The sequence below is a fragment of the Arthrobacter sp. UYCu712 genome (genome assembly GCF_040547005.1).
GTDB lineage: Bacteria > Actinomycetota > Actinomycetes > Actinomycetales > Micrococcaceae > Arthrobacter.
Genome location: NZ_JBEPOZ010000009.1, coordinates 101268 through 125426, shown reverse-complemented (window position 1 = coordinate 125426; position 24159 = coordinate 101268). Strand labels below are relative to the sequence as shown.

The 24159-nt window shown below is 67.0% G+C and carries 22 protein-coding genes, 1 tRNA gene and 1 pseudogene; 12 read left to right on the top strand and 12 right to left on the bottom strand.

The window, feature by feature from the left end:
• Nucleotides 1-37: 37 nt before the first annotated feature.
• The 4 genes and pseudogenes from ABIB51_RS11270 to ABIB51_RS23215 all read right to left on the bottom strand — a co-directional run bounded on the left by ABIB51_RS11270 (nucleotide 38) and on the right by ABIB51_RS23215 (nucleotide 5829).
• On the bottom strand, nucleotides 38-748 hold the full coding sequence (locus tag ABIB51_RS11270; RefSeq protein ID WP_354188019.1) for an L-ribulose-5-phosphate 4-epimerase: 711 nt from the start codon (nucleotides 746-748) through the stop codon (nucleotides 38-40).
• The gene (gene araB, locus ABIB51_RS11265) at nucleotides 745-2469 is read right to left on the bottom strand and encodes a ribulokinase (RefSeq protein WP_354188018.1); all 1725 of its coding nucleotides are present in this window, start codon (nucleotides 2467-2469) and stop codon (nucleotides 745-747) included. The genes ABIB51_RS11270 and araB overlap by 4 nt, the downstream gene beginning before the upstream one ends.
• A 110-nt stretch (nucleotides 2470-2579) precedes the next feature.
• A complete protein-coding gene (locus ABIB51_RS11260) occupies nucleotides 2580-3602 on the bottom strand; it encodes a LacI family DNA-binding transcriptional regulator (RefSeq protein WP_354188017.1) in 1023 nt (340 codons plus the stop codon).
• 229 nt (nucleotides 3603-3831) lie between these two features.
• Nucleotides 3832-5829: pseudogene (locus ABIB51_RS23215) on the bottom strand (beta-galactosidase).
• On the opposite strand from ABIB51_RS23215, the gene ABIB51_RS11245 reads away from it, so the two are divergent.
• Nucleotides 5785-6327, top strand: a complete 543-nt coding sequence (locus ABIB51_RS11245; RefSeq protein WP_354188016.1) for a LacI family DNA-binding transcriptional regulator — start codon at nucleotides 5785-5787, stop codon at nucleotides 6325-6327. The pseudogene ABIB51_RS23215 and the gene ABIB51_RS11245 overlap by 45 nt on opposite strands.
• Before the next feature lie 84 nt (nucleotides 6328-6411).
• Nucleotides 6412-6747 (top strand): hypothetical protein, encoded by a 336-nt coding sequence (locus ABIB51_RS11240; protein ID WP_354188015.1) that lies wholly within the window; start codon nucleotides 6412-6414, stop codon nucleotides 6745-6747.
• A gap of 16 nt (nucleotides 6748-6763) precedes the next feature.
• On the opposite strand, the gene ABIB51_RS11235 is transcribed toward ABIB51_RS11240, so the two are convergent.
• Entirely contained in the window at nucleotides 6764-7525 is a 762-nt protein-coding gene (locus tag ABIB51_RS11235) for a LysR family substrate-binding domain-containing protein (protein WP_354188014.1), read from the bottom strand.
• A gap of 163 nt (nucleotides 7526-7688) precedes the next feature.
• On the opposite strand from ABIB51_RS11235, the gene ABIB51_RS11230 reads away from it, so the two are divergent.
• Nucleotides 7689-8093, top strand: a complete 405-nt coding sequence (locus ABIB51_RS11230; RefSeq protein ID WP_354188013.1) for a DUF5997 family protein — start codon at nucleotides 7689-7691, stop codon at nucleotides 8091-8093.
• Nucleotides 8094-8152: 59 nt separating this feature from the next.
• On the opposite strand, the gene ABIB51_RS11225 is transcribed toward ABIB51_RS11230, so the two are convergent.
• On the bottom strand, nucleotides 8153-8536 hold the full coding sequence (locus tag ABIB51_RS11225) for a VOC family protein (protein WP_354188012.1): 384 nt from the start codon (nucleotides 8534-8536) through the stop codon (nucleotides 8153-8155).
• Nucleotides 8537-8628: 92 nt separating this feature from the next.
• Between ABIB51_RS11225 and ABIB51_RS11220 the strand changes: the two genes are divergently transcribed.
• Nucleotides 8629-9318 carry a hypothetical protein gene (locus ABIB51_RS11220; RefSeq protein WP_354188011.1) on the top strand — a complete coding sequence of 230 codons (690 nt, stop codon included), beginning with the start codon at nucleotides 8629-8631 and terminating at the stop codon, nucleotides 9316-9318.
• On the top strand, nucleotides 9315-9953 hold the full coding sequence (locus ABIB51_RS11215) for an NADPH-dependent F420 reductase (RefSeq protein ID WP_354188010.1): 639 nt from the start codon (nucleotides 9315-9317) through the stop codon (nucleotides 9951-9953). Before ABIB51_RS11220 ends, ABIB51_RS11215 begins: the two co-directional genes overlap by 4 nt.
• A gap of 27 nt (nucleotides 9954-9980) precedes the next feature.
• Here the strand turns inward: ABIB51_RS11215 and ABIB51_RS11210 are convergent, their stop codons facing one another.
• The 4 genes from ABIB51_RS11210 to ABIB51_RS11195 form a co-directional block, all read right to left on the bottom strand.
• Nucleotides 9981-10463 (bottom strand): pyridoxamine 5'-phosphate oxidase family protein, encoded by a 483-nt coding sequence (locus ABIB51_RS11210; RefSeq protein ID WP_354188009.1) that lies wholly within the window; start codon nucleotides 10461-10463, stop codon nucleotides 9981-9983.
• Nucleotides 10464-10615: 152 nt separating this feature from the next.
• Nucleotides 10616-12142, bottom strand: a complete 1527-nt coding sequence (locus ABIB51_RS11205; RefSeq protein WP_354188008.1) for an APC family permease — start codon at nucleotides 12140-12142, stop codon at nucleotides 10616-10618.
• On the bottom strand, nucleotides 12139-13074 hold the full coding sequence (locus tag ABIB51_RS11200; protein WP_354188007.1) for a universal stress protein: 936 nt from the start codon (nucleotides 13072-13074) through the stop codon (nucleotides 12139-12141). Before ABIB51_RS11200 ends, ABIB51_RS11205 begins: the two co-directional genes overlap by 4 nt.
• A 34-nt stretch (nucleotides 13075-13108) precedes the next feature.
• Entirely contained in the window at nucleotides 13109-14536 is a 1428-nt protein-coding gene (locus tag ABIB51_RS11195) for a flavin monoamine oxidase family protein (protein ID WP_354188006.1), read from the bottom strand.
• 186 nt (nucleotides 14537-14722) lie between these two features.
• Here ABIB51_RS11195 and ABIB51_RS11190 point away from each other — a divergent pair, with 186 nt between their 5' ends.
• Nucleotides 14723-15412 (top strand): TetR/AcrR family transcriptional regulator, encoded by a 690-nt coding sequence (locus ABIB51_RS11190; RefSeq protein ID WP_354188062.1) that lies wholly within the window; start codon nucleotides 14723-14725, stop codon nucleotides 15410-15412.
• Nucleotides 15413-15459: 47 nt separating this feature from the next.
• Here ABIB51_RS11190 and ABIB51_RS11185 read toward each other — a convergent pair whose 3' ends face one another.
• Together ABIB51_RS11185 and ABIB51_RS11180 are read right to left on the bottom strand one after the other, a co-directional pair.
• The gene (locus ABIB51_RS11185; RefSeq protein ID WP_354188005.1) at nucleotides 15460-15759 is read right to left on the bottom strand and encodes a hypothetical protein; all 300 of its coding nucleotides are present in this window, start codon (nucleotides 15757-15759) and stop codon (nucleotides 15460-15462) included.
• Nucleotides 15760-15971: 212 nt separating this feature from the next.
• Nucleotides 15972-16054: transfer RNA gene (locus ABIB51_RS11180), tRNA-Leu, on the bottom strand.
• Nucleotides 16055-16461: 407 nt separating this feature from the next.
• Between ABIB51_RS11180 and ABIB51_RS11175 the strand changes: the two genes are divergently transcribed.
• The 6 genes from ABIB51_RS11175 to ABIB51_RS11150 are packed head-to-tail and all read left to right on the top strand — an operon-like array spanning nucleotide 16462 to nucleotide 24157.
• Nucleotides 16462-17211: an FHA domain-containing protein gene (locus tag ABIB51_RS11175; RefSeq protein WP_354188004.1), complete on the top strand. Its 750-nt coding sequence runs from the start codon at nucleotides 16462-16464 to the stop codon at nucleotides 17209-17211.
• Nucleotides 17208-17690 carry an FHA domain-containing protein FhaB/FipA gene (locus tag ABIB51_RS11170; RefSeq protein ID WP_354188003.1) on the top strand — a complete coding sequence of 161 codons (483 nt, stop codon included), beginning with the start codon at nucleotides 17208-17210 and terminating at the stop codon, nucleotides 17688-17690. Before ABIB51_RS11175 ends, ABIB51_RS11170 begins: the two co-directional genes overlap by 4 nt.
• A gap of 2 nt (nucleotides 17691-17692) precedes the next feature.
• Nucleotides 17693-19429: a PP2C family protein-serine/threonine phosphatase gene (locus tag ABIB51_RS11165; protein WP_354188002.1), complete on the top strand. Its 1737-nt coding sequence runs from the start codon at nucleotides 17693-17695 to the stop codon at nucleotides 19427-19429.
• The gene (locus ABIB51_RS11160) at nucleotides 19426-20877 is read left to right on the top strand and encodes an FtsW/RodA/SpoVE family cell cycle protein (protein ID WP_354188001.1); all 1452 of its coding nucleotides are present in this window, start codon (nucleotides 19426-19428) and stop codon (nucleotides 20875-20877) included. The genes ABIB51_RS11165 and ABIB51_RS11160 overlap by 4 nt, the downstream gene beginning before the upstream one ends.
• Complete coding sequence (locus ABIB51_RS11155; protein WP_354188000.1) at nucleotides 20874-22331, top strand: peptidoglycan D,D-transpeptidase FtsI family protein; 1458 nt, start codon at nucleotides 20874-20876, stop codon at nucleotides 22329-22331. Before ABIB51_RS11160 ends, ABIB51_RS11155 begins: the two co-directional genes overlap by 4 nt.
• A complete protein-coding gene (locus tag ABIB51_RS11150) occupies nucleotides 22328-24157 on the top strand; it encodes a protein kinase domain-containing protein (RefSeq protein WP_354187999.1) in 1830 nt (609 codons plus the stop codon). Before ABIB51_RS11155 ends, ABIB51_RS11150 begins: the two co-directional genes overlap by 4 nt.
• Nucleotides 24158-24159: the final 2 nt, after the last annotated feature.

The window sequence follows — 24159 nt, the reverse complement described above, 5'->3', positions numbered from 1 at the left end:
CCTGCGGAAGGTAGAGGGCGAGGGCGGGTATCGCGGCCTAGTGGCCGTAGACGTTCTGGTAGCGGGCGTAGAGGGAGTCGATCTGGGCCGGGTCGATGGGCAGGGGCTCACCGAGCTGGCGGGAAATATGGACGGTCCGCGCCACTTCCTCGCACATGACCGCGGCCTTCACCGCCGAGCGGGCATCCTTGCCCACGGTGAAGGGTCCGTGGTTCTGCATCAGCACGGCCGGCGAGGTGGAATGGGCCAGGGTGTCCACGATGCCGCGGCCGATCGAGTCGTCCCCGATCAGCGCGAACGGGCCCACCGGGATGGGGCCGCCGAACTCGTCGCCCATCATGGTGAGCACGCACGGGATGGGTTCGCCGCGGGCGGCCCAGGCGGTGGCGTACGTGGAGTGTGTGTGGACCACTCCGCCGACCTCGGGCATATTGCGGTAGACGTAGGCATGCGCCGCGGTGTCCGAGGACGGTGTGAGTTCGGGGTTTTCCCATTCCGCGGCGCCGCCGTCGGCCTGGGCGGAAAGCCTGCTGACCGGGGTGCCGTAGAGGTCCGTGACGACCATCAGCTCGGGGCTCAGCTCGGCGTAGGAAACCCCGGACGGTTTGATGACCATGAGGTCGTAGCCGGGTACGCGTGCGGAGACGTTTCCCGCGGTCCAGACCACCAGCTGGTAGTGCGTGAGCTCGGCGTGCAGGGCGCAGACCTCTTGGCGGAGCCGTGCGATGGATTCCAGCAGCGCGCTCATGCGGAGGCTCCTTCCCGGATGGGGGCGAGGAGGGGCCGGGCGGCATTTCGCTGGATGGCCTTGAGCCGGTGCATGACGTCGTTCGCTCCCCTGCCGAAGTGGTCGTGGAGCGTGCGGTACTCCTGGAACAGTTCCTCGTAGGCGGCGACGTTCGCCGGGATGGGGGTGAACACCGCCCCCGGTTCGGAGCCCATGGCGGCGGCGGCGGCCCGGATGTCCGGGTACCGGCCGGCTGCTACCGCGGCGTGGATGGCCGATCCGAGGGCCGGTCCCTGGGTGGAGCCGATGGTGGAGAGCTGCAGTCCCGTGACGTCGGCGTAGATCTGCATCAGGAGCTCGTTTTTCAACAGCCCGCCGGCGACGATGAATTCCTTCACCGGCACCCCGGAGCCGCGGAAGGCGTCCACGATGGTCCGGGTGCCGAAGGCCGTGGCCTCCAGCAGGGCACGGTAGGTGTCCTCGGGCCGGGTGGCAAGGGTCTGTCCGAGCACGAGGCCGGACAGTTCGTGGTCCACCAGCACCGAACGGTTCCCGGAGTGCCAGTCGAGGGCGATGAGGCCGTGCCCGCCGATTGCCTGGCCCGCGGCGAGTCCTGTCAGGTATTCGTGGATGCCGAGCCCGCGGGAGGCGGCGGCTTCATGGTATTCGGGCGGGACGCCGTACTTGGTGAACCAGCCGAAGATGTCACCCACCCCGCTCTGCCCCGCCTCGTACCCCCACAGCCCGTCCACGATTCCGCCGTCCACCACGCCGCACATGCCGGGCACCTCACGCAGCTCGGTTCCGTTCACTACGTGGCAGGTGGAAGTGCCCATGATGGCGACGAGCTGGCCTGGCTCCACGGCCCTGGCAGCCGGGGCGGTGACGTGGGCATCCACGTTCCCCACCGCGACGGCGATCCCCTCGGGCAATCCGGTCCAGGCGGCGGCCTCGGCGGTCAGCCGGCCCGCAGCATCGCCCAGCCGGCCGATCGTGTGTTCCAGCTTGGTGCTCACAAAGTCTTTGAACTGCGGGTTCAGGGCGGCCAGGAAGTCTTCGGACGGGTAGCGGCCGTCCTGGAAGATCCCCTTGTACCCGGCCGTGCAGGCGTTACGGACGTAGTTGCCGCAGAGCTGCCAGACGATCCAGTCGGCGGCCTCCACCCAGCGGTCCATCGCGGCGTAGCTTTCCGGGTCCTCTTCGAGCAGTTGCAGTCCTTTGGCGAATTCCCATTCGGAGGAGATCAGACCGCCGTAGCGCGGGAGCCAGCTCTCCCCCCGTTCGGCAGCGAGGGCGTTGATCCGGTCCGCCTGCGGCTGCGCGGCGTGGTGACGCCACAGCTTCACGTAGGCGTGCGGCCGGCCGGCGAACCCGGAGATTTCGTTCAGCGGGGTCCCGTCCGCATTGACCGGAACCATGGTGCAGGCGGTGAAGTCGGTGGCAATCCCGACGACGGCGGCCGGGTCGATTCCGGCGTCGGCGATCGCGGCCGGGACGGCGTGGCGCAGGACCTCGCGGTAATCATTGGGAACCTGGAGGGCCCATTCGCCGGGAAGCCGGATGCCGGCGCCGCCCGCCGTGTCCTCCGGAAGCTCGCTGGTGAGAACGGCATGCGGGTAGTCGAAGACGCCGCTGCCCAGTTCCTTGCCGTCGCGGACCCGGACGACGACGGCCCGCCCGGAGAGCGTGCCGTAGTCCACGCCAATGACAAAGTTTTCGGTTCCGTCCACTGAGACGTCCATCAAATCCTCCAATAGGTTCCGCAGCGTTGCGAACCTCTATATTGTTAGCGCTAACAAACTTGCTGTCAAGAAGTCTGGCACAGTCTTTGTCCGAATCGGGGCTCCGACCCTTAGGGCAGCCGCGGCCTGGGCGCGGTGCTTGCGCGCACCACGAGCTCCGGATTGACCACCAGGGTGCCGCCTGCGGCGCCGTCCTCGATCTGGGCGCGCATGAGGTCCATGCAGCGCTTGCCGAGCTCCTCGAAGTCCTGGCGGACGGTGGTCAGCGGCGGCATGAAGTACTCGGATTCGGGCTGGTCGTCGAAGCCGACCAGCGAAACATCCTCCGGCACGCGCACGCCCTTTTCCCCGAACGCCCGCAGCAGCCCCAGCGCCATCTGGTCGTTGCTGACGAACACTGCCGTGGCGCCTTGTTGTTCCGCCAGCTGCTGCCCGATCCGGTAGCCGCTGCCCGCGCTCCAGTCACCCTCCACCAGAAGATCGTCGCTGAGGCCGGCTTCCGCCAGCTCCTCGCGCCACCCGTCAACACGGCCTTGCCCATCGATCCAGCCGAGCGGACCCGAGACATGGCCGATCCGCTGGTGGCCAAGCCTGATCAGATGGGCGACGGCCAGCCGCGCTCCGAGCTTCTGGTCGACCATCGCACCGCTCAGCCGCCCTTCCCCGGCTCCCCCGACGACGATCACCGGGACATCCAGGTTCAGGCGTTCCAGCGCCTGCAGCGTCCCGTCGTGCGGCACGATGACAATCAACCCATCCGCGCCCTGGTCCGTGAGGTGGCGCACCGCATCGGAAATGACCTCAGGACCGGCCCCCTTGATCGCGGCAATGCTCACGAAATACCCTGCCTCCCGGGCGGCCTGCTGGACTCCCAGCAGCGTATTCGCCGGGCCATACTGCCCGAGTTCGGAGGCGAGGACGCCGATGGTCTGGGTGCGCCGGGTCACGAGGCTCCTGGCGGCCGTGTTGCGCCGGTAGCCGAGTTCGGCGATCGCCGCCTCGACCCGCTCCCGGGTTGCCTTACTGACATTCGGGTGGTTGTTGATCACCCGCGAGACCGTCTGGTGGGAGACTTTGGCCCGGGCTGCAACGTCCTCGAGGCGCGGCAGCCGCCGGTCGTTGTTGTTCCCCATGCGAGGCACCTTCCTCCGTACGCGGCCGGTCCGCGTGCAATCAAGTTACAGGAGGGCACCGGACGCGCCATGGCCCTCCGCGGCCGGCCGCCATTCTGTTAGCGCTAACGGTAGCGCATTCCCGGGGTCCCGGACGGGGCGTTCTGACCGTCCGGGGGCCGCCCTCGTCCTCGATGGCGTGGAATGCCGGCCCGGACCCTCGCAGGTCCGGGCCGGCGGTCTGCGGGGCCTAGGCGTTGCCGTGATGCGTGTGGATCACGCGTACGGTGCCCGCGGGTATCTGCGCAGTTCCGGTGACAGCGTCCGCGGTGATCAGCTCGATGCCTGTCGCCGGATACTCGGCGTCGGCGTCGGCGTGGTTGATCAGGAAGGTGAACGCGTCCGTGCCGGTGCTGCGGATCACCACTTCGAGCCCTTCCGCCTTCCCGGATGCCGGTTCGAGTCCGGCGGCCCGGGCCGCGTCGAGCACGACGGCGGTGAGGTCGTCGCCGTCGAGTTTGGTGGAGACGTACCAGGCAGTGCCGCTGCCGAATTCGTTCCGGGTGAGGGCTGGCAGCGTGGTGGCCGGCCCGCTGATGTAGGTTTCCAGGACCGTGGCGGTGCCGGGGTGGATCTCCTCGGACCACGCGGTGCCTGTGCCGCCGCCGCTCAGGGTCACTGTCTCCCCGGCCCGCAGCGGCAGGAATTCGTGGATTTCCAGGCCGAGGATGTCCCGCAGCGCACCCGGGGAGGCGCCATGCGGGACGGTGTCGTTGGAATCGACGATGCCGGAGAAGTAGGACACCAGAAGGTGGCCGCCGCCGTCGACGTAGCCGCGCAGGTTGGCGGCCGCCGCGTCGCCGACCAGGTACAGCGCTGGCGCGAGGACGAGGTCGTAGCCGGAGAAGTCGGCTTCCGGGTGGGCGAAGTCGACGCTGATCCCCTGGTTCCAGAGAACCGAGTAATACGCCTCGATGCGTTCGCGGTGGTCGAGGTCGCTGCTCGGACGCCATTCCAGGTCCTGGGCCCAGAAGGACTCCACGTCCCAGAGGATCGCTGCGCGGGCGTGGACGGTGGAGCCCTTCACGGCCGAGAGTTTCCCGAGGTCAGCGCCGAGCTCCAGGACTTCTTTCCAAATCCGGGTTCCCGTTCCGGCGTGCGGGAGCATCGCGGAGTGGAATTTTTCCGCCCCGTACCGGGAAGCGCGGAACTGGAAGAACATGACCGCGTCGGCGCCGCGGGCGAGGTGGACCAGGCTGTTGCGGGCCAGTTCGCCGGGGCGTTTGGCGATGTTGCGGCCCTGCCAGTTCACGGCCGAAGCGGAGTGTTCCATCAGCATCCACGGGCGGTTGCCGGCCAGGGAGCGCGTGAGGTCCGCGTCCATGGAGAGCAGGATGTGATTGTCGGTGCGTTCGGCAACCAGGTAGTGGTCGTTGGCGACGATGTCGACCTCGCGGCTCCAGGCCCAGTAATCCGGGGACAGGCAGTTAGTGGCCATGAAGTTGGTGGTGACCGGCACGCCCGGGGCGTACTTGCGGATCACGTCCCGCTCGGCAATGAAGCACTGGAGCAGGGCGTTCGAGCTGAACCGGCTGAAGTCCAGGCGCTGGGCCTGGTTGCTGACGCTGACCGCGACGCGGGGCGCGTCGATTTCGTCCCACTCGCCGTACTTCTAGCCCCAGAACAGGGTGCCCCAGGCCGCATTCAGGGCCTCAAGGCTGCCGTAGCGGGCACGCAGCCATTCCCGGAAGGCGAGGACGGAGGAGTCGTCGTAGGAATCGCCGACCGGGGCGCCGTATTCATTGTGGACGTGCCACAGCACCACTCCCGGGCGCGATCCGTACCGGCGGGCGAGCTGTTCGGTGATGATGGTGGCGGCGTGGAGGTATTCGGGCGAGCTGGGGCTGGCCATCCCGCGGGACCCGCTCCCCAGGGCAACGCCTTCGCGGGTGAGCGGGCGGGCCTGCGGGTACTTCTTCCAGAACCACGCCGGCGGGGCCGCCGTGGGCGTGCCGAGGTCGATGCTGATCCCGGCGTCGGTGAGCAGGTCCATGAGATGGTCCAGCCATTCGAAATCGTATTCGCCCTCGCGCGGCTCCAGCAGCACCCAGGAGAAGATACCGACGCTGACCAGGTTGATACCTGCCTGCTTCATCAGGGCGATGTCTTCGACCCAGACCTCCCGGGGCCACTGTTCAGGGTTGTGCCGCTGGGGTTCGAAAAGAAGATGGGGTACGTCGCCGCCGATGACTACGAGGGGGCACGCGATGTCCTGGCGTTTCTCCGCGAGAAAGGGCGGAAACGCATCGCGACCATCACCGGCCCCCAGGACACCTCCGGCGGCATCCGCCGCCTGGCGGCGTACCGCGCCGACCAAGGCCAGGACCTGGACGAGGGTCTCGTGGCTTACGGAGATTACAGCCGGGAAAGCGGAGCCAAAGGTATGCGGGAGCTACTGGACCGGGCACCGGACCTCGACGCCGTCTTCGCCGGCACCGACCTGATGGCCCTCGGAGCGATGGAAGTCCTCAAGGAAGCAGGGCTGAGAGTCCCGGAAGACGTGTCCGTGGCCGGATTCGACGACATCACCGTCTCACGCACGGCCAGCCCGCCGCTGACCACCGTCCGGCAGCCCTTTGAACGGATCAGCGAGGAGATGGTCCGTCTGCTCCTCGGCGTCATCAAAGGCGAACGCCCCGCAGCCATCACGATTCCGACTGAGCTGGTCATCCGCGAATCGACCTGATCGCGCCGGTCCGCAGCAGGCTGCGCGCCTCCGGACCCGGGCTCCGCGCGGGGACACCCGGGAACCGCTTGTTAGGCTGGATGAATGAAACTTCGCCTTGCCGCCGTGTCCGCCGCCTCCCTCGTGATCGCCCTGACCGGCTGCGGCCAGGTGCAGGACGCCGCCAACAAGGCCGTCAGCGACGGCGCTTCCCAGGTGGCCACGGCAGCAGGCAGTGAAGTGAAAAAGCAGGCCTGCGCCCTCGTCGAGGACGGCCTGGTCAGCGTCAAAGACAAGGAACTGCTCGGCGGACTCGTCGCCGGGGCGGAGACCGCCGGCGTTCCCTCGGACATCACCACGCCGCTGCGGCAGATTGCCGAATCCGGCGACCAGGTGCCGGCAGAGTCCGTGACGGCCCTCAAGGACGCGTGCGCAGCCTGAGCCTACCGGCTGCGCTTTAGCGCTTGCCTTTTTTGCGTGACCCCTTGCCGCGGCCCTTGTCCGGGTTCGGTGCGTAACGCTGGGCCACCTTCGGCTTTTTGACAGCGGGGCCGCGCCGGTCCGGCTTCGGCTCGCGTTTGGGCTTTTCCTGCTGGGCAGAGGGCTGCCGGGAACTCGCCGCGGTGCGGCCGCGGACAATCCCGATGAACTCCTCGATTACCTCATCCGTGGAACCGCTCGGCCAGGCCAGGGCGATCTCCGTAGTGGCCGCACCCGTGAGCTTCCGCGCCACGGTGTCCTTGACGTTGTAGTGGCGCGCCACGGACATCGGCAGGATCACCAGGCCGGCGCCGGAGGCCACCACCTGGAGCGCCATTTCCGGGCCGCCGAGATCCGCCACGTCCAGGAAGGTCTCCTTGGACAGGTCCGCCAGCGCAACTTCCTCGAAAACGGAGATCTCATGCCCCTTGGGCGCCACCACGACGGGTTGTTCCTCATATAGCGGGATGACGTTCAGGCCTTCGCGCTCCACGGGAAGGCGCACGAAGCTCAGGTCCGCGGCGCCTTCGCGCAGCACAGCGAGCTGGGCGCCGTCCTCTGACATAAAGGAGTGCAGCGGAACGTCCGGCATCCGTTCTTCCCAGCGCCGGACCCATTTGCCGGGGGTGACTCCGGGGACGTAGGCGAACCGCAACTCCCGGGGTGCTGCTTCGGCGGGGTCGTCGCGGGTCTGGGCGGTTTCGTCGGGGGTCTGGGGGGTTTCTTCTGCTGCGGACACACGTTCACAGTACCGCCGGGCCGGCCCAAGGTCCCGCCCGGGCAGCGATAGGGGGCAGCCCGGTACCCGTCCGGTGCTGCTCTGTACTCCTCTGGTGCTGCTCCCGTACTGCATTGGTACTGCTCTGGTGCCTTACAGGCATCCCGCCGGATACCCTTGAAGCATGACCTCTGCAAACTCCCAGTCCATGAAGCCGGCCACCGTTGCCAAGAAGCTTGGCATCTACCTGCCCGCAACACCCCAGGAGTTCCAGGATTCGGTAATCACCCGCGCCGACTTCGCCGAGCTCCAGGCCAACCCGCCGGAGTGGCTGGCGGAACTGCGCCGCAATGGCCCGCACCCCCGCCCGGTGGTGGCGCAGAAGCTGAACGTCTCGATCAGCGGGCTGGCCCGGGGCGGTGTCGAGGAAGCGCTGACGTCGGCGGAAATCACCGCACTCCTGCAGGCTCCCCCCGCGTGGCTCGTCGCCGAACGCTCCACGCACGCTGCCGTCCGGACCGAGGCCCAGCGGGTCAAGGACGAGGCCGCGAAGAAAGACGCCAAGAAGGCCCGCACCCAGGTCGAGTAGCCGCCCGGTCCCCCGGGACCGGAATTCCGCACCGGCTGACCGTCCGAGGGTGCTTGACCTCAGTCCTGGTGCAGCTGGACGAAGTTGCCGCAGCCGTCATCCATCACGGCTGACGTGCCCTCGGGGCCCTCGCTCGGTTCCCCCTGGAACATCACGCCCTTGGCGGTGAGCCGCTCGTATTCGGCCCGGACATCGCTGACTCCAAAGACGATCGCGGGGATGCCGGCGTCGTGCAGGCCGTTCATGTACGCGGAACCGATCGGATTGTCGCTGGGTTCGAGCAGCAGCCCGGCCGTTCCGCCGCCGCTTCCGGCGGGGTCCTTGACGATGTAAAGATTGTGCTCGGGCAGGGCCATGAGGCTATCGAAACCAAGGATCCCCGTGTAGAACTCGTTGGCCGCTGCTGGGTCCTTGACGTGGATACTGCACATTTTCAGTCGCATGGGCCCTAGGCTACGCCGCGACAGCCCAGGTGTGAACCAGCCCTGCGGCGCGCCTCTGCAGGGCATTGACGGGCCGCCCCGCAGGGATTCCAATGGAATCAGCGGAACTGCGCCCGCCCCGGGCAGCTTCCCTGGAGGTGTTTGAAATGCCGGCTCTGTCCGAACCAGCCCCCCTTATGGCGTGGCAACTGCTCGCCCTGGCCGTGGTGGTCGTCGCCGCGGTGGCAGGATCTGTTTATCTGGCCCGGAAGCATCTGGTGTCCGACGCCGGATTGCCGGATGCGGTGTTCTGGGACGGTTTCGCAGGGCTCGCCGTGGTGGCGCCTGCCGTGATTCTTCCGTCCCTCGTCTCACCGTGGGCCGGGTTGATGCTCGGCCTGCTCGCCGCAGGCACCGCCGGGGCCGCGTACCGGGGGACTCCCAGGCTGTTCCGCTGGCAGGAAGCACGGCGGTCCGCCCGGGAGACCCTCGCGGTCAATGACGCAGCCGACATCCGGCACCGGAGCGCTCTGGCCCGGTGGCAACGCTATGAACTGGACCCCGGATACTGCATCGACTACCCCGCCATGAGCGACCCCGGCCGGCCGGAAACTGCGGCGCTGATCCGCGCCATGAAGGCCGCCGAGCTGCTGAGCGGCGGACGCGACGCCGGGTACGGGCCGGCTGTCGACAGGCTGGAGCGGGCTTTGGCGGATGCGGAGCGCGCGGCCGGAGCCCCGGCCGTCTCCACTCCCGGGAACTCCCCCGTCTCGCGGCAGATGTATGCGAAGGGAACACCATGACAGACATCACGATCATCGGCAGCGGCAACATGGCCGGCGCCATTGGCACCCGCGCGGTGGCGGCCGGACGTACGGTCCAGATCCTGGACCGTACGCCGGAGAACGCCGCCAAGCTCGCTGCTGAACTTGGCGGCGGCACTACGTCCGGCGGGTTGAACGAAATACCCGACGGAGACCTGGTGGTGCTTGCCCTCTGGTTCGGTCCGGCGAAGGAAGTCGCCACCCACTACGGCGACACGCTCAGCGGCAAGACCGTGATCGAGATCAGCAACCCCGTCAATACGGATACCTTCGATTCACTGGTTGTCGCTCCCGGGTCCTCCGCCGCCGAGGAAATCGCCGCACTGCTGCCCGGTGCCACCGTGGTGAAGGCGTTCAACACCACGTTCGCCGGGACGTTGGCCCAAGGCACCACCGGCGGCATGCCGGTGGACGTCTTCATCGCTTCCGATTCCGGGGACGCCCGCAATGAGGTAGCGGCGTTCGTCTCGGCGGCTGGACTGCGGCCGCTCCAGGTCGGCGGACTGCACCACTCCCGTGAACTCGAGGGTTTCCAGCTCCTGGTCATGGGTCTGCAACTCAACCCCGCCTACGAGAACTTCAACTGGGGCACCGGATTGAAGATCATCGACTAGGAGCCGCAGCGGTAGACCCGGCAGCCCCTAAAGCTCGACGGTCCCGCTCTCGCCCACGCTCATCCGGCTGTGGGTCACTTTCGATTTGATCCATTGCAGCACCGTTGCCGCCGTCCCGCCCGGGCTGGTCCAGTACTCGGCGGATTCCGAATCGACGTGGAGCAAGACGACCTCAGGAGTGTCCGGTCCGTCCGGGAACCAGGCCTCCACCACCTGGTTCCACATCTCATGGATCAACTGGCGGTCTGTCACGACTTCAGCGGTCCCGGCCACCGAGACCCATTCGGTGCGCTGGCCGAAGGAGACGTTCACCGCCGGGTTGGCCCGGATGTGGGCCACCTGCGAGGTGTTTGCCGAGGTGAAGAACCACATGTCGCCGTCGTCCTTGACGTCCTGGACGGCCAGCGGCCGGCTGACGAGCGAGCCGCGTTCGTTGACTGTGGTGAACATTCCAATGTGCGAATCGTTGATGATGTCCGTTACTTTGCTGATGCTTCCGGCATCCGACATGCTGTCACCTCGTTCTCATTGCAACGGAGGAAGGTCCCCCACATGCCAGCCTATTGGTAAGTGTGCTTACTTTCCAGTGCACACTTCCTTGGCTGCCGGATGAAGGACCTTCCCCTGGCGCGCTGGCCGCGGACTGCGGCGCCCTGGCGGGCTCAGTTTCCCTTCGCGATGACCTGTCCCTTGAAGAACTCGGGCCGGACCTTGTACATGACCAGCATGAGGACCACACCCAGCAGGATCACTCCCATGCCGAGGACGAAGACCAGGCCCAAGCCGCCGACGGACGACCCGGAACCGTATTCCGGGTCCATGGAGTCATAGGCGGTCTTGAAGAACATCACCAGCAGGATGACGCCGCCGACGAGCGGAGAGAAGAACTTGAAGAAGAACGCCCGGGCCCCGCTGAAGGCCTCGGCCCGGAAGAACCAGACGCAAGCCAGGGCGGTGATGCCGTAGTAGAAGCAGATCATCATGCCGAGGGCGGTGATGGTATCCCACAGGGCGTTCTCCGAGGTTGTCCGGGTGATCACATAGAACGCTGCAGCGGCGATCGCTGCCGCAATTGTCGCGTAGCTCGGGGACTTGTACGTGGGGCTGATCTTGCCGAACTTGGCCGGCAGCGCCTTGTAGTGGCCCATGGAGAGGAGCGTCCGGGCCGGTGAAACGAAGGTGGACTGCAAGGACGCGGCCGAGCTGCTGAGGATGGCCAGGGACATCAGGATGGCGAAGGGCCCCATCACGGGCCCGGCCAGGACGGCGAAGATGCTGCCCTGGTTCTCCGGGTTTCCGGCCCCGAGCCCCTCTTCACCGATGCCCGCGTAAGCCAGGGTGGCCAGCGCAACCGTCATGTAGATGACGACGATGACCAGCACCGTGACGGTGGCGGCTCGGCCAGGCGTCTTTTCCGGGTTCCGGGTTTCCTCGTTCATGGTCAGGGTGACGTCCCAGCCCCAGTAAATGAAGATGGACAGCGAGACGCCGGCGGCGAAGGACGAGAAGGAACTGACCGCGAAGGGGTTGAACCAGTCCGGCGAGATGGCAGTGGCGTCGAAGGCCGTGCCGTTGGCGACGTGGCTGAACGCTGCCACGGCGAACCAGCCCAGCACCAGGAGCTGGAAGGCGACCAGCACGTACTGCACGCCCTTGGTGGTTTCCATGCCGCGGTAGGAGATCCAGCAGGCCAGCGCGATGAACACCAGCGTCGTGGCGATGTTCAGGGGCAGGTTGGTGGTCAGCTCGGCCAGTTCCGGGTTCCCGAACAACTGGGCCAGCATGAGGTAGAAGAAGTCCACCGCCACGGCCGCCAGGTTGGAAAGCACGATGATGGTCGCCGCGATCAGCCCCCAGCCGCCCATCCACCCGATCCAGGGGCCGAAGGCCCGGGAGGCCCAGGTAAAGGAGGTTCCGGCGTCGGGCATGGCGTTGTTCAGTTCGCGGTAGCCGAAGGCCACCAGCAGCATGGGGATGAACCCGACGAGGAAGATCGCCGGGAGCTGGACACCCACCTCGGACACCGTGGGGCCGAGGGCGGCAGTCAGGGTATAGGCGGGAGCGATGCAGGATACGCCGATGACGACGGCGCCGATCAGCCCCACGGATCCGGCCTTCAGGCCCTTGGCGCTCAGTCCTTTGTCCTGTTCGTGTTGCGAGGCCTGGGCCATCGCGCGTTCGGTGCTCATTTCTGTGCCTCTCCAAGGGATACATCCGATGCCAATTGCGACGGTGAAGACGGTGAATAACCGGGCTGTTTCAGTGCGTAGTCGCTGGGGACAACCACCATCGGCACGGGCAGGGCGCGGAGGATGCGGTTGGCCGTGCTCCCGAGGAAGATGGACCGGCTCCTGGCAAGCCGGCTGGATCCGATCAGCAGGACCTCGCCGTCTTCCCAGTCCAGCCGGTCCACAGCCTCCTCGACGCTCCGGCCCTGGGCGACGACGACCTCCGTCTTCGCCTCCACCTGCACTCCGGCCTCAGCGGCGGGCAGGGCGGCGGCGAGGTGCTTCGCCGCGTAGTCGCGGGCCGCTTCGGCCGCCCCGTCCGAATCGCCGGCGTGGAGCGTCAGGAGCGACACCACGCGCAGCGCGACTTCCCGGTTCAGAGCCATCCCGAGGGCAAAGCCAAGGAGCTTCTCGGCGCCCGCCCGGGTGCCGAGTCCGCAGCTGATCCGGGTCAGGGACTCCTGGCGGTGGTAGCCGTGCGGGGCGAGGGCCACCGGAACCGTGGCCGCGTGGAGCAATGCGCTGGCCACCGAACCGATGGTGAACCGTTTGAACAGCCCGTTGCTGGTGGCGCCGATGATGAGCATGTCCGCCTCCAGCTCCTCGGCCGCCTCGATCAGCGCCTGGGCGTCGGACTCACCGCCGCGGATGTGCGCCTGCGCCGGCACATCGGACGGCACCAGCGCCAGCGCTTCGTCTAGCCATTGCCGGGCCTGCTCGTGGAGCAGCGTCTCGAATCCGGTCTTGGGCGCGTGGGCGGCCCCGAACTGCGACACTTCAGGAACCACCAGCACAAGAACCAGGCCGGCGCCCCGGCCGCGGGCGAGCGAGACGGCCAGGTTGACCGCATCGTGGCCTCTGGCATTGGCGGAATACCCTACTACGTAGCGCATCTGGCCGGTCCTTTCTGAGCTCTTGGCTGGGTTTCTAGGGCGTGACGGACGCGCGGTCCGCCGCGGTGACGATCCGGGCCGCCGTCAGGCGTCCCATCCGCACCGCGCCGTCGACATGCTGGTAGCCCTCGGCGGCGAGGTCAGAGGAGGACCAGTAGATCGGCCCGACAGGCGCGTGCTGGTCCTTGCCGTAGCGGTGCAGGCCGCCGAGGTCATAGCTGGAGGCGTAGGCTCCGCGCGTCCATTCCTCGGATCCCCAGTCCGACTCGTAGTAGACCTCGGGCTCGAGGGCCTTCGGACCGAGGAATCCGGCGATGGATTCCAGGATGGCGCGGCGGCGGTCCTCGGCGCTTAGTTCGAAGACGGCATCGGCTTTCTCGTCCGAGATGAAACCCACCAGCGTGCCGCGGGGATCCTCATGGTTGGTGTTGTCGTAGACCTCCTGAACCAGCGCCTCGGCGCCGAAACCGGTTCCGGACAGGCCCTCCTCCCGCCAGAACGGTGTGCTGTAGACGGCGTGGACCTTGATGACCAGGCCCAGGGACTGGTGCTGGTGCATCTGGTGCTGGCGGCGCGGCAGCGGCGGGTTGAAGGAAACGCGGGAATACAGGTTCGGCGGCACCGCCATGATCACGAACCGTGCGTTCACTGTGGCGCGGTCCGAAACTGCGGTCACCCGGTAGCCGGCGGCGTTTTCGCTGCCGTTGCCGTTGCCGCCGCTGCCTCCTGCGGGGGCCGGCGCCCAGTTGATCGTGCGCACCGGGCTGCCGAGGACGACGTCGTCGCCCAGTTCGGCTGCCTGCAGCAGGGATACCTGCTGCATCCCGCCGATGACCCTCTTGTCGAGGATGAAGTCCTCGTCAGTGAGGTGTGTGAAGGACCCGGCGGAGGCCGCCATCAGCACGGCCTGCAGGGCCGAGAAGGCGTGGGCGGGCTTGGTCAGCATGCCGCCGGCGATGAAGAGGCCGATGTTGTTGCAGGCTTCCTCGTCGGAGGAGTTCTGCCGCAGCCAGTGATGGAAGGAGATGGTGTCCAGCTCCCGGGCCTTGGGGTGCGCCCAGGGCTCGGTGGGCCCGATTTCCGCGGCGAGCCGATCCAGCAGGGCGGTCAGCTTGTCCATTTCAGCGGCGGTGGTGCCGCTGACCGGGAAGGTGTCCCCCGTGTACAGGGTGCGTTCGCCGTCGGCGCCGACATAGACGGACTGGCCTTCGCGGAAGCGCGAATAGGTCTTCAGGCCGAGCTCCTCGAGCAGCGCCAGCAGTTCGGTCTGGTCCGGGGAAACCCACTGGCCGCCGATTTCGAGCATGGCGCCGTCGATGGTGTCCGTCCAGGTCCGGCCGCCCACGCGGTCCCGCGCCTCCAGCACGGCCACGCTCAGGCCGGCCTTCTGCAGCACGCGGGCTGCGGTGAGCCCGGCGGGGCCGGCTCCGACGATGACGACGTCGCGGTCAAGTTCCAGCATAATGTCCTCTCTGTGGTCGCAAGAGTGATGCTGACCACTAAATGAATGACGTTCATTTAGTAGCGACTATAGCCCTTTCCGCTGCAGCGGGGAAGAGCGTGGGGCAAAGAACTTCGCTGGCGGAAATGGCGGCGCCAGGAGGGCACAATGGAGACACCCCTGCACACCGCCGCAGAAAGGCCAGGAATGCCGGCAGCCACGAGTGCCCCCACGGACCCGCACCGACCCGACGCCAAACCACGCCGCCGCGCGGGCAGGCCGCCTGCTGCAGTCTTGGATCAGGACGGCATCACCGAAGCTGCCCTCCGGCTGATCCGCAAGAGCGGCTACGACGGCTTCACCATGGCCGCCCTCGCCCGGACGCTGAACGTGGCGCCGTCGGCCTTGTACAACCACGTCTCCTCCAAGCGGGTGGTCCTGGTCCTGGTCGAGGACCACCTGACCTCCCTCGTGGATGTCTCGGCGTTCGAGGCGGAGCCCTGGGACCAGGCGGTCCGTGACTGGGCCTGGAGCTACCGCGACGTGTTCTCCAAACACACGCCGCTGATTCCGGTCATCGCCGTACTCCCTGTGACTGACGCGCCGAAGACCCTGGCCATGTACGAGGCCGTCAGCACCGGATTCAGCCGTGCCGGATTCCCGCAGGAGCGAATCATCTCCGCGATTGTGGCGCTCGAGTCGTTCATCTTCGGCTCCGCCTACGACGTCACGGCACCGGCTGACATCTTCGATTCCGGCACCATGGCCGAGTCGACGCCAAACTTCACCTCCGCCGTCGACCGCTTGGCGGAGAAGGGCTACGAGAAACCGGCCGACGTCGCCTTCAGCCTGGGCCTCGAGGCGCTGATCGCGGGCTTCGGCGCGCTGCGGAAATAGCGCCGGCAGGCCGCTGCAGATTCAGCGGATGGCGGGACCCTGCCGTTTCAGCTTCTGACGCCAATGCCGTAATTGACCACCCGATAGCCGACCGGGCACCAGACCCATGCTGTCTGGTGGCTGCCAGCGGGTTTCCAGTCGCTCTCGACAAACTTCCCGTCGTACGGCCAGAAGTTCTGCTTGCACGCCGCCCAGACCTGGTAGGAGCCCGTCCCGCCGGAACAATATGCCGTGGCGTACGGGAACCAGACGCCATCATTCGCCCAGCAGCCCGTTGGTGCGGCGGTCGCCGGCGCGGCGCTCAAAGGCAGCAGCAGCAGGCCAAGCGCAGTGGCGGTCAGCGCCATTCGTTTCGTTCGTTTTTTCACAGCTGACCCCATTTACAGGCTGGCCGAGGCGTCGCATCAAGTCCCAAGTAGGCACATGATATGGCCCTGACCGGTCGTCGGCAATAGGCCAGACCAGATTTCACCGAAGATGCACGGGTGAAGGAAAACCGGCCGGTGTTCGGTTAAACCAAAAGAACCCCGGTCCCAAGACCGGGGTTCTTTCATTTGCGTGCGCGAGGGGGGATTTGAACCCCCACGCCCTTTCGGACACTGGCACCTGAAGCCAGCGCGTCTGCCGTTCCGCCACTCGCGCGCAACTTCTTTTACCCGGAAGTGGCCCGATTTCCGGACCGCCAACCTCGTAAAAGCAGCGAGATCAAGCATAACGGACAACCGCCGGAAAACACCAATCGGCGCCTGCGGTCACGGTCCGGCCGCACTTTTGGGGGCATTCCGGCCGGTCCCGTACACCCCGGACCGGCTCAGGCAAGGTCCCGCCGCCCCTTCCGCGGCCACGCCTGCGGCGTTGGCATCACCGCACGTCAGGACGCGTCCTCGGCAGCTTTCCCGCGCGGAGTGGCTGCGCTCATTAGGGTCATTCCCAGCCTTGCCCAGTAGTATCTGATGTATGAGTGCCCGTCTACGGCGGGCTCCAGAAATGTTGGAAAGCGAGTTCCGGAACGAATGCTGCCCTGCAGCCGTCAGGAAAGGAGAAGGACCATGGGATTGCTGGACAAAGTCGAGCGCGGCATCGAAAAGGCCGTCCGCGGAGTCTTCTCCACCGGTTCCCGCGCCCAGGTTGAGCCCGTCGAGATCGCCAGCCGCCTCCGCCGGGAAGTGGACAACAAGTCCCTCACGATCGCCGCGGGACGCACCCTTGCCCCCAATGTTTTTGATGTCCTCCTCAGCGATGACGACTTCCAGCGGGCCCAGGAATGGGGAACCCCGCTCGCGGAGGAGCTGTGTGATGTGGTCATCAACCACGTCCGCAGCCAGGGCTACACCCTGCAGGGACCGGTCCGGATCAGCTTCCGCCGGGACGACGAGCGCCGGGCCGGCGACTTCGAGATCACCTCCCGGACCGAAAAGGCCTCCGCCCCGTCCGCCCCGGTTCATCCCGGAACGCAGGGCGCCATGCCGGCCGCTCCGACCCGCCAGCCGTCCCGGCTCCAGCCGGTGCTGGACATCGATGGCCAGCGGTACTCGCTCAACGCTCCCTCTGTTGTCCTCGGGCGGTCGTCCGAGGCGGACATCCTTGTCGACGACACGGGCGTATCGCGCCGGCACCTGGAAATCCGCACCGGCCCGGGCACGGCACAGGCCGTCGACCTGGGTTCCACCAACGGCAGCTACGTCAACGGCCACAAGATCGTGGGCAGCTCGGAACTCACGGACGGCTCCACGATCACGATGGGACGGACTAAAATCATTTTCCGCCTTCTGCCCGCCAACCCAGGCGGTCGCCCGTGAGTGAACTGACAATCACCGCCCTGCGCTTCGGGTTCCTGCTGCTGCTGTGGGTGCTGATCTTCAGCATCGTGTCTGCCATGCGCCGGGACCTGATGATCGGGCGCAAGGCAGCAGCCGGCGCCCCCACCGCCCGGCAGGTCCGCAAGAACCCGGCACTGGCCGAATCTGCCCCTGCCCCCGTGAAGCAACAGGCCCGCCAGCTCGTGGTGACCGAAGGTCCGCTCAAGGGCACCACTATCGCCCTGGCGGCCAGCCCCATCCTGCTCGGCCGGGCCCAGGAAGCAACACTTGTCCTGGAAGATGACTACGCCTCCGGCCGGCATGCCCGCCTGTTCCCGCAAGGCAGCCGCTGGTTCATCGAGGACCTGGGCTCCACAAACGGCACCTATCTGGCAGACCAGCAGCTGACCCGGGCCCTGCCGGTAGAGCTTGGTGTCCCCGTGAGAATCGGCAAGACGGTCATCGAATTGAGGCCGTAGCCATGGCTGCCCCCGAGATTCCCGCCGACGAGTTGCGCGCCCCGAAGCGGCCCCTCATCATGCGCTACGCCGCGCGTTCCGACGTCGGACGCGTGCGGGCAAAAAATGACGACTCGGCCTATGTCGGGCGGCACCTCGCCGTCGTGGCCGACGGCATGGGCGGCCACGCCGGCGGTGACGTCGCGTCCGCGGCCACCGTCCTGGACATGATCCATCTCGATCACGACAACTACGACGGCGACGCCGGCACCGTCCTGGCGGACGAGATCCAGACCGCCAACTCGCTGCTCTCCGAACTGGTCCACATCAATCCCAAGCTGGCGGGCATGGGCACCACGGTCACGGCGCTGCTGCTGGCAGAGGGCAAGCTCCATTTCGCCCATATCGGCGACTCCCGCGCCTACCGCCTGCGGAACGGCGAATACGAACAGGTCAGCATCGACCACACTTTCGTCCAGCGCCTCATTGATGAAGGCCGCCTGCGTCCGGAAGAGGCGGAAACGCATCCGCACAAGAACGTCCTCATGCGTGTCCTGGGCGACGTCGACGCGAGTCCGGAGCTGGACCTCGCCACCCTTGAGGTCCACGCCGGGGAACGGTGGCTGCTGTGCTCCGACGGCCTGAACTACGTTGCCGGGCACGTCGTCGAACGCACGGTGCGCGAGACCAAGGACCTGCGCGAGTGCGTCGAACGCCTGGTTGAGCTGACCCTCGAAGCCGGCTCGCCGGACAACGTCACGGTCGTCATGGTGGATATCGCGGAACAGACGACGGACGATGTGCGCACAGCCGCCGTCGACATCGTCCCGGCACCGGCGACGGCCGCCGCGGTTACGGCCGCCGCCACGCCCGGCCAGCACACCGGGAGCACGTACGGCGCCCCGGAAGCGCAGAACCCGGACGACGCCGGCAAGTCCGCGAAGGCCGCGGACAGCACCAAGACCGGCGACGGCGAAGAATCCGACGCCGGGGCGAAGTCCTCCCCCGCGGCCGGATCTGCAGACAGCAACAGCAAGTCCCCCGGTGCCAACGGGACCAAGGCAGAACCCGAACCGACCACCGACCCGCACCTTGGCGAGCACCTCTCGGTCGCAGTGTTGAAGGAAGAACTCTCCAGCCGGCCCCACGAACTCGTCGGCGCCGCCGCGGCAGCCGCGGAATCAGGCTCCATTCCTTCCATTGCCGGACGCACCGTGGCGCGCCGGGCAGCGACGGTCCTGACGCACAAGTCCGAACAGACCCGCGACGACGCCGAGGAATACCGGCCGCCCGTCCGTCCCCGGCGCTGGCTGACCTTCTCCATCGCAGCGGCCATCGTCGCTGTCCTCACTGTCGGCCTCTGGCTCGGCTACGCCTGGACCCAGACGCGGTACTACATCGGGGAGCATAACCAGCACGTGGCCATCTTCAACGGGGTCTCCCAGCGCCTGGGGCCCATCCAGCTTTCCACCCTCGAAGCGGAGACCGAAATCCGGATGTCGGACCTGCCCGAATTCTCCCAGCAGCGTGTCCGCCAGACGGTGCCCGCGCGGGACCTCTACGACGCCCAGCGCATCGTCAAGAACCTCGAGCGCACCGGCACCACCGCCCCGGCGGACGAATGCCTCACGCCCTCGCCATCAGCAACAGCAACAGCGACAGCGAGTGCCGCCGCCACGCCCAGCCCAGGGGAAAGCAGCATAGCCCAGCCGTCCGCCTCACCCACGCAGACAACTCCAATTTGTGAGGGGGCCAAATGACACAGATCGAGTCGACGCCCAAGCCGCGTCGCAACGTGGAACTGGTCCTGCTCATTCTCGCCCTCGGCGTGGGCATCGGGGCCAACGCCCTCGTCGGCGTGGACCGCGAAAAAGCCTTTGACACCGACTTCTGGTTCCAGTCCGGCCTCCTGACGGCCGCGGCACTGGCTTTCCACCTTGTGCTGCGCATCCGCGCCAAATATGCCGATCCGGTAATACTTCCGATCGTGGTGGCGCTCAACGGGCTGGGCCTGGCCATGATCCACCGTCTGGACCGGGTCGGGGAAGACACCGGCAACAACCAGCTGCGCTGGACCCTCGTGGCCATGGCCGTGGCGATCGCCGTGATCTGGTTCCTCAAGGACCACCGGATCCTCCGCCGCTTCACGTTCATCTCACTGGCCGTGAGCGCGGTCCTGCTGATCCTGCCCCTGGTTCCCGGCATCTCCGCCGGTGAGATCCTGGGCGCAAAGGTGTGGATCAGGATCGGCTCCATGACCTTCCAGCCCGGCGAAATCGCCAAGATCACGCTGGCCATATTCTTCGCCGGCTATCTTTCTTCGAACCGGGACCTCATCCTGCTGGCCGGGCGAAAGGTCGGGCCGCTGCAGTTCCCCCGCTTCAAGGACATGGGACCCATGATCGCGGCCTGGCTCGTGAGCATCGGCGTGCTGATCTTCCAGCGGGACCTCGGCTCCTCGATCCTGTTCTTCGGCCTGTTCCTGGTCATGATCTACGTCGCCACGAGCCGCATCAGCTGGGTGATCATCGGCGTCGTCCTCATCTCCGTCGGCGGCTTCGTCGCCTCCCGCGTCTTCTCGCACGTGGCGCTCCGGATCGACGGCTGGCTCAATGCCTTCACCGACGAGGTCTACGGCCGTGAATTCGGCGGCAGCCTGCAGATCGTCGAGGGCCTGTTCGGCATGGCCAACGGCGGGCTCGTCGGCACCGGTCTCGGCCAGGGCCGGCCCAACCTGGTGCCCTTCGCCAACAGCGACATGATCATTGCCTCCTTCGGCGAGGAACTGGGGCTGATCGGGATCTTCGCAATCGTCCTCATGTACCTGTTGCTGTTCACCCGCGGCTTCCGCGCTGCACTCGGCACCCGGGACGCGTTCGGCAAGCTTCTGGCCTGCGGCCTCTCCTTCGCGATCGCGCTGCAATGCTTTGTGGTGATCGGCGGCGTCACCCGGCTGATCCCGCTGACCGGCCTCACGACGCCGTTCCTCGCCGCCGGCGGCTCCTCGCTCCTGGCCAACTGGATCATCGTCGGCCTGCTGCTGATGATTTCCCACACGGCACGCGGACCGGTGGACACGACGCCGCTGGCTCCCGGCCAGGAACCGAGCGCCCGGAAGGATGTCCCCGCCATGCCCTCGAAGCCGGCCCCGACGCCCGGCCCCCGTACCAGTACCGACGCACCTACCGAGGCGGTGAAGCAGCTGTGAACCAGGCCATCCGGAACTCATGGATTGCCGCGATCGCGATGTTCGCGTTGATCTTCGGCGCGCTCAGCTACGTGCAGGTGGTGGGCGCCGACGAGCTCAAAGACAATCCCTGGAACAAGCGCACCCTCCTGCAGAACTACTGCAACGACCGCGGTGCGATCATCGTCGGCGGCACCCCCATAGCAGAGTCGGTGGCCGCCACGGAGAGCTGCAAGTTCCAGCGCACCTACACGCAGCCGCAGCAATACGCCGGGATCACGGGCTATTTCTCCAGGAGCTTCGGTGTGACCGGGCTGGAGAAGGCGATGAACAAGGAGCTTGAAGGCAGCTCGGACCAGCAGTTCCTGGACCGGATCGGCCAGCTCTTCCTGGGCAACCAGCCCAAGGGCGCCTCGGTGGAACTGACGCTGGACCCCAAGATCCAGAAGCTCGCCTACGACCTCATCCCCGATGGCCAGCGCGGATCGATCGTCGTCACGAACCCGAAGACCGGAGCCATCCTGGCGATGGCCTCCAAGCCGTCCTACGACCCCAATCTGATCGCCAGCCAGGACCCGGTGGCCGAGGCCGCCAACTTCGCCGAGCTGAACAAGGTCCCCGGGATCAACCTGAACCAGAACGTCAGCGGGCCCACCGGCGCACTGCTGGCGCCCGGATCGGTCTTCAAGCTCATTGACACGGCGGCGGCCCTCAACTCGGGCAAGTACAACAAGGACAGCGAGCTGCCCAACCCGGCGGAGATGTCCTTCCCCGGTATCCAGTACAAACTCCCCAACTACGCCGGCGGCAACTGCTACACCCGGGACACGGCGTCGTTCGCGTTCGCCCTGCAGCAGTCCTGCAACACGCCGTTCGCCAGCATCGCCCTCGACCTGGGGCAGGCGGCCATTGCGGACCAGGCGGAGAAGTTCGGCTTCGGCCAGGACTTCGGCGACCAGCTGAAGCTGGACTCCGCTCCGAGTCTCTTCCCGACCGATCCGCTGGACGACGCGTCGCTGGCGCAGTCTGCGATCGGCCAGCGAGACGTCCGGGCCACCCCGCTGCAGATCAACACGATGACTGCCGCGATCGCCAACGGCGGAGTGCAGATGCAGCCGAACCTGATCAAGGCCGTACGCTCCCCGGACCTGAGGCCCATCAGCGAGCCGAAACCCCAGGCCCTGCGGACGTCCACCACGCCGGAGATTTCCCGGCAGATCACCGAGTGGATGACCAGCGTTGTCAGCCAGGGCATCGGGCGCGGCGCGGCGGTTCCCGGCGTCCAGGTCGCCGGCAAGACCGGCACCGCGGAACTCGGGGATGGCTTGAACAACTCATGGTTTACCGGGTTTGCCCCGGCGAATGACCCGCAGGTGGCTGTCACGATCGTCATGCAAGGCGTAGACATCACCACCGGCGCAAAGCTAACCAGTCCGAACGCGAAGAAGATTTTTGAGGCGGTGTTGAATAAGTGAGGCCTTCATCAGGAATCACCCTCGGCGGCAGATTCCAGCTGACCACGCGCATTGCGATCGGCGGCATGGGAGAAGTCTGGAAAGCCAAAGACCTGATCCTTGGCCGCATCGTCGCCATCAAGGTGCTCAAAGAGGAGTACACCGGCGATCCGGGCTTCCTCCAGCGGTTCCGGGCGGAGGCCCGCCACACTGCGCTCCTGAACCATGTGGGCATCGCCAATGTCTTTGACTACGGCGAAGAGGACGGCTCCGCCTACCTCGTGATGGAGCTGGTGCCCGGCCAGCCCTTGAGCAGCATCATCGAACACGAGCAGGTGCTCTCCCCCGACCGCACGCTGTCCATGATCGCGCAGACCGCTCGGGCCCTCTCGATCGCCCACGCGCAGGGCCTGGTGCACCGTGACATCAAGCCCGGCAACCTGCTGATCACTCCTGACGGACGGGTCAAGGTCACCGACTTCGGCATCGCCCGCCTGGCCGACCAGGTTCCGCTGACCCAGACCGGGCAGGTGATGGGCACCGCCCAGTACCTGGCGCCGGAGCAGGCCACCGGGCAGACCGCGACGGGCGCCTCGGACATCTATTCGCTCGGCGTGATCGGTTACGAGTGCCTCACCGGGCACCGCCCGTTCTCGGGCGAATCCCAGATCGCCATCGCGCTGGCCCAGGTCAACGATGCTCCGCCGCCGCTGCCGGATACGCTGCCCAAGCCGGTGCGGGCCCTGCTGATGTCGATGCTCGCCAAGGACCCGAAGAACCGTCCGGCCGATGCCATCAAGCTGTCCGAAGCCGCCGAGGCCATCCGCAACGGCGACATCTCCGCGGCCCACGCCGCGGTACCCGGCATGCTGCTTTTCGAGGCGACCACCGGGCCCATCACGGCGCCCGTCGACGTCCCGACGGCCGCGACCGGCGTCATCGGCGCCAGCGCGGCTGAGGACCGGTCGACGTCGGCCACCTCGGCACTGCCGGTTGTCGGCGCCGCGGGCGCGGGCGCCGCAGCCGGGCTGGCTGCCGGTGCGGCAGCGGCCAGCGCCTACGGCGCACGCAATACCCTCTCCCGCGCCGATGCCCTCGCGGTGGAACGCCAGTGGGTGCAGGAGGACGACGACGAGTTCGACGAGCCGGTCGACGAGCCCGCCCGCCGCGGCCGGAGCCCGTGGACGTGGCCGCTGATTGCCTTGATCCTGCTGGTGCTCTTCTCCCTTGTGGGCGTCATCCTCACCCAGGCCGGCATTCTGTTCCCGCCGCAGGCACCCGCCAGCAGCAACGCCGCATCCACGAGCGCCGGACCCGTCAGCTCGAGCCCCAGCACCTCGCCGACGTCCACCAGCGCCACCCCCACCACCAGTTCGGCGACGCCCACAGAGTCCACGCCGGCGGCCATCAACCTGATCCCGGACGCCTACCGCGGGCAGCAGTACAACGACGTCCGCAACAAACTGATTGGAATGAATCTCCAGGTCGAGGGCCTGGAGATTGCCAATGCGGCGGCGCCCGGGACGGTCATCGACATCAATCCGTCCGGTCCCGTCCAGCCGGGCACCACCATCACCGTGAGCTACTCCAAGGGGCCGGAAATGGTCTCGGTTCCCGCGATCCCCTCCGGTTCCTCGGAGGCAGAAGCACAGCAGGCCATCCAGGCCGCCGGGCTGCGCTGGGTCAAGGGCGCCGACGTCGCGCCGAGCACCAAGAAAGAGGATGCCGGAACCTTCGTCAGCTCTGAACCTGGCCAGGGGCAGAAGGTGGCCTCAGGCTCCGTGGTGACCTACCACCTGGCGGCCAAAACGGCGTCCCCGAGCAACTCCGCTTCAAAGGGACCGTAGGT

Coding starts and splice junctions, on each gene's coding strand:
- ABIB51_RS11260 (WP_354188017.1), bottom strand. CDS start 3,602: ATGGGGAACAACAACGACCGGCGGCTGCCGCGCCTCGAGGACGTTGCA.
- ABIB51_RS11160 (WP_354188001.1), top strand. CDS start 19,426: ATGACACAGATCGAGTCGACGCCCAAGCCGCGTCGCAACGTGGAACTG.
- ABIB51_RS11210 (WP_354188009.1), bottom strand. CDS start 10,463: ATGTCGGATGCCGGAAGCATCAGCAAAGTAACGGACATCATCAACGAT.
- ABIB51_RS11240 (WP_354188015.1), top strand. CDS start 6,412: ATGAAACTTCGCCTTGCCGCCGTGTCCGCCGCCTCCCTCGTGATCGCC.
- ABIB51_RS11225 (WP_354188012.1), bottom strand. CDS start 8,536: ATGCGACTGAAAATGTGCAGTATCCACGTCAAGGACCCAGCAGCGGCC.
- ABIB51_RS11190 (WP_354188062.1), top strand. CDS start 14,723: ATGCCGGCAGCCACGAGTGCCCCCACGGACCCGCACCGACCCGACGCC.
- ABIB51_RS11215 (WP_354188010.1), top strand. CDS start 9,315: ATGACAGACATCACGATCATCGGCAGCGGCAACATGGCCGGCGCCATT.
- ABIB51_RS11200 (WP_354188007.1), bottom strand. CDS start 13,074: ATGCGCTACGTAGTAGGGTATTCCGCCAATGCCAGAGGCCACGATGCG.
- ABIB51_RS11185 (WP_354188005.1), bottom strand. CDS start 15,759: ATGGCGCTGACCGCCACTGCGCTTGGCCTGCTGCTGCTGCCTTTGAGC.
- ABIB51_RS11270 (WP_354188019.1), bottom strand. CDS start 748: ATGAGCGCGCTGCTGGAATCCATCGCACGGCTCCGCCAAGAGGTCTGC.
- ABIB51_RS11220 (WP_354188011.1), top strand. CDS start 8,629: ATGGAATCAGCGGAACTGCGCCCGCCCCGGGCAGCTTCCCTGGAGGTG.
- ABIB51_RS11230 (WP_354188013.1), top strand. CDS start 7,689: ATGACCTCTGCAAACTCCCAGTCCATGAAGCCGGCCACCGTTGCCAAG.
- ABIB51_RS11195 (WP_354188006.1), bottom strand. CDS start 14,536: ATGCTGGAACTTGACCGCGACGTCGTCATCGTCGGAGCCGGCCCCGCC.
- ABIB51_RS11205 (WP_354188008.1), bottom strand. CDS start 12,142: ATGAGCACCGAACGCGCGATGGCCCAGGCCTCGCAACACGAACAGGAC.
- ABIB51_RS11175 (WP_354188004.1), top strand. CDS start 16,462: ATGGGATTGCTGGACAAAGTCGAGCGCGGCATCGAAAAGGCCGTCCGC.
- ABIB51_RS11165 (WP_354188002.1), top strand. CDS start 17,693: ATGGCTGCCCCCGAGATTCCCGCCGACGAGTTGCGCGCCCCGAAGCGG.
- araB (WP_354188018.1), bottom strand. CDS start 2,469: ATGGACGTCTCAGTGGACGGAACCGAAAACTTTGTCATTGGCGTGGAC.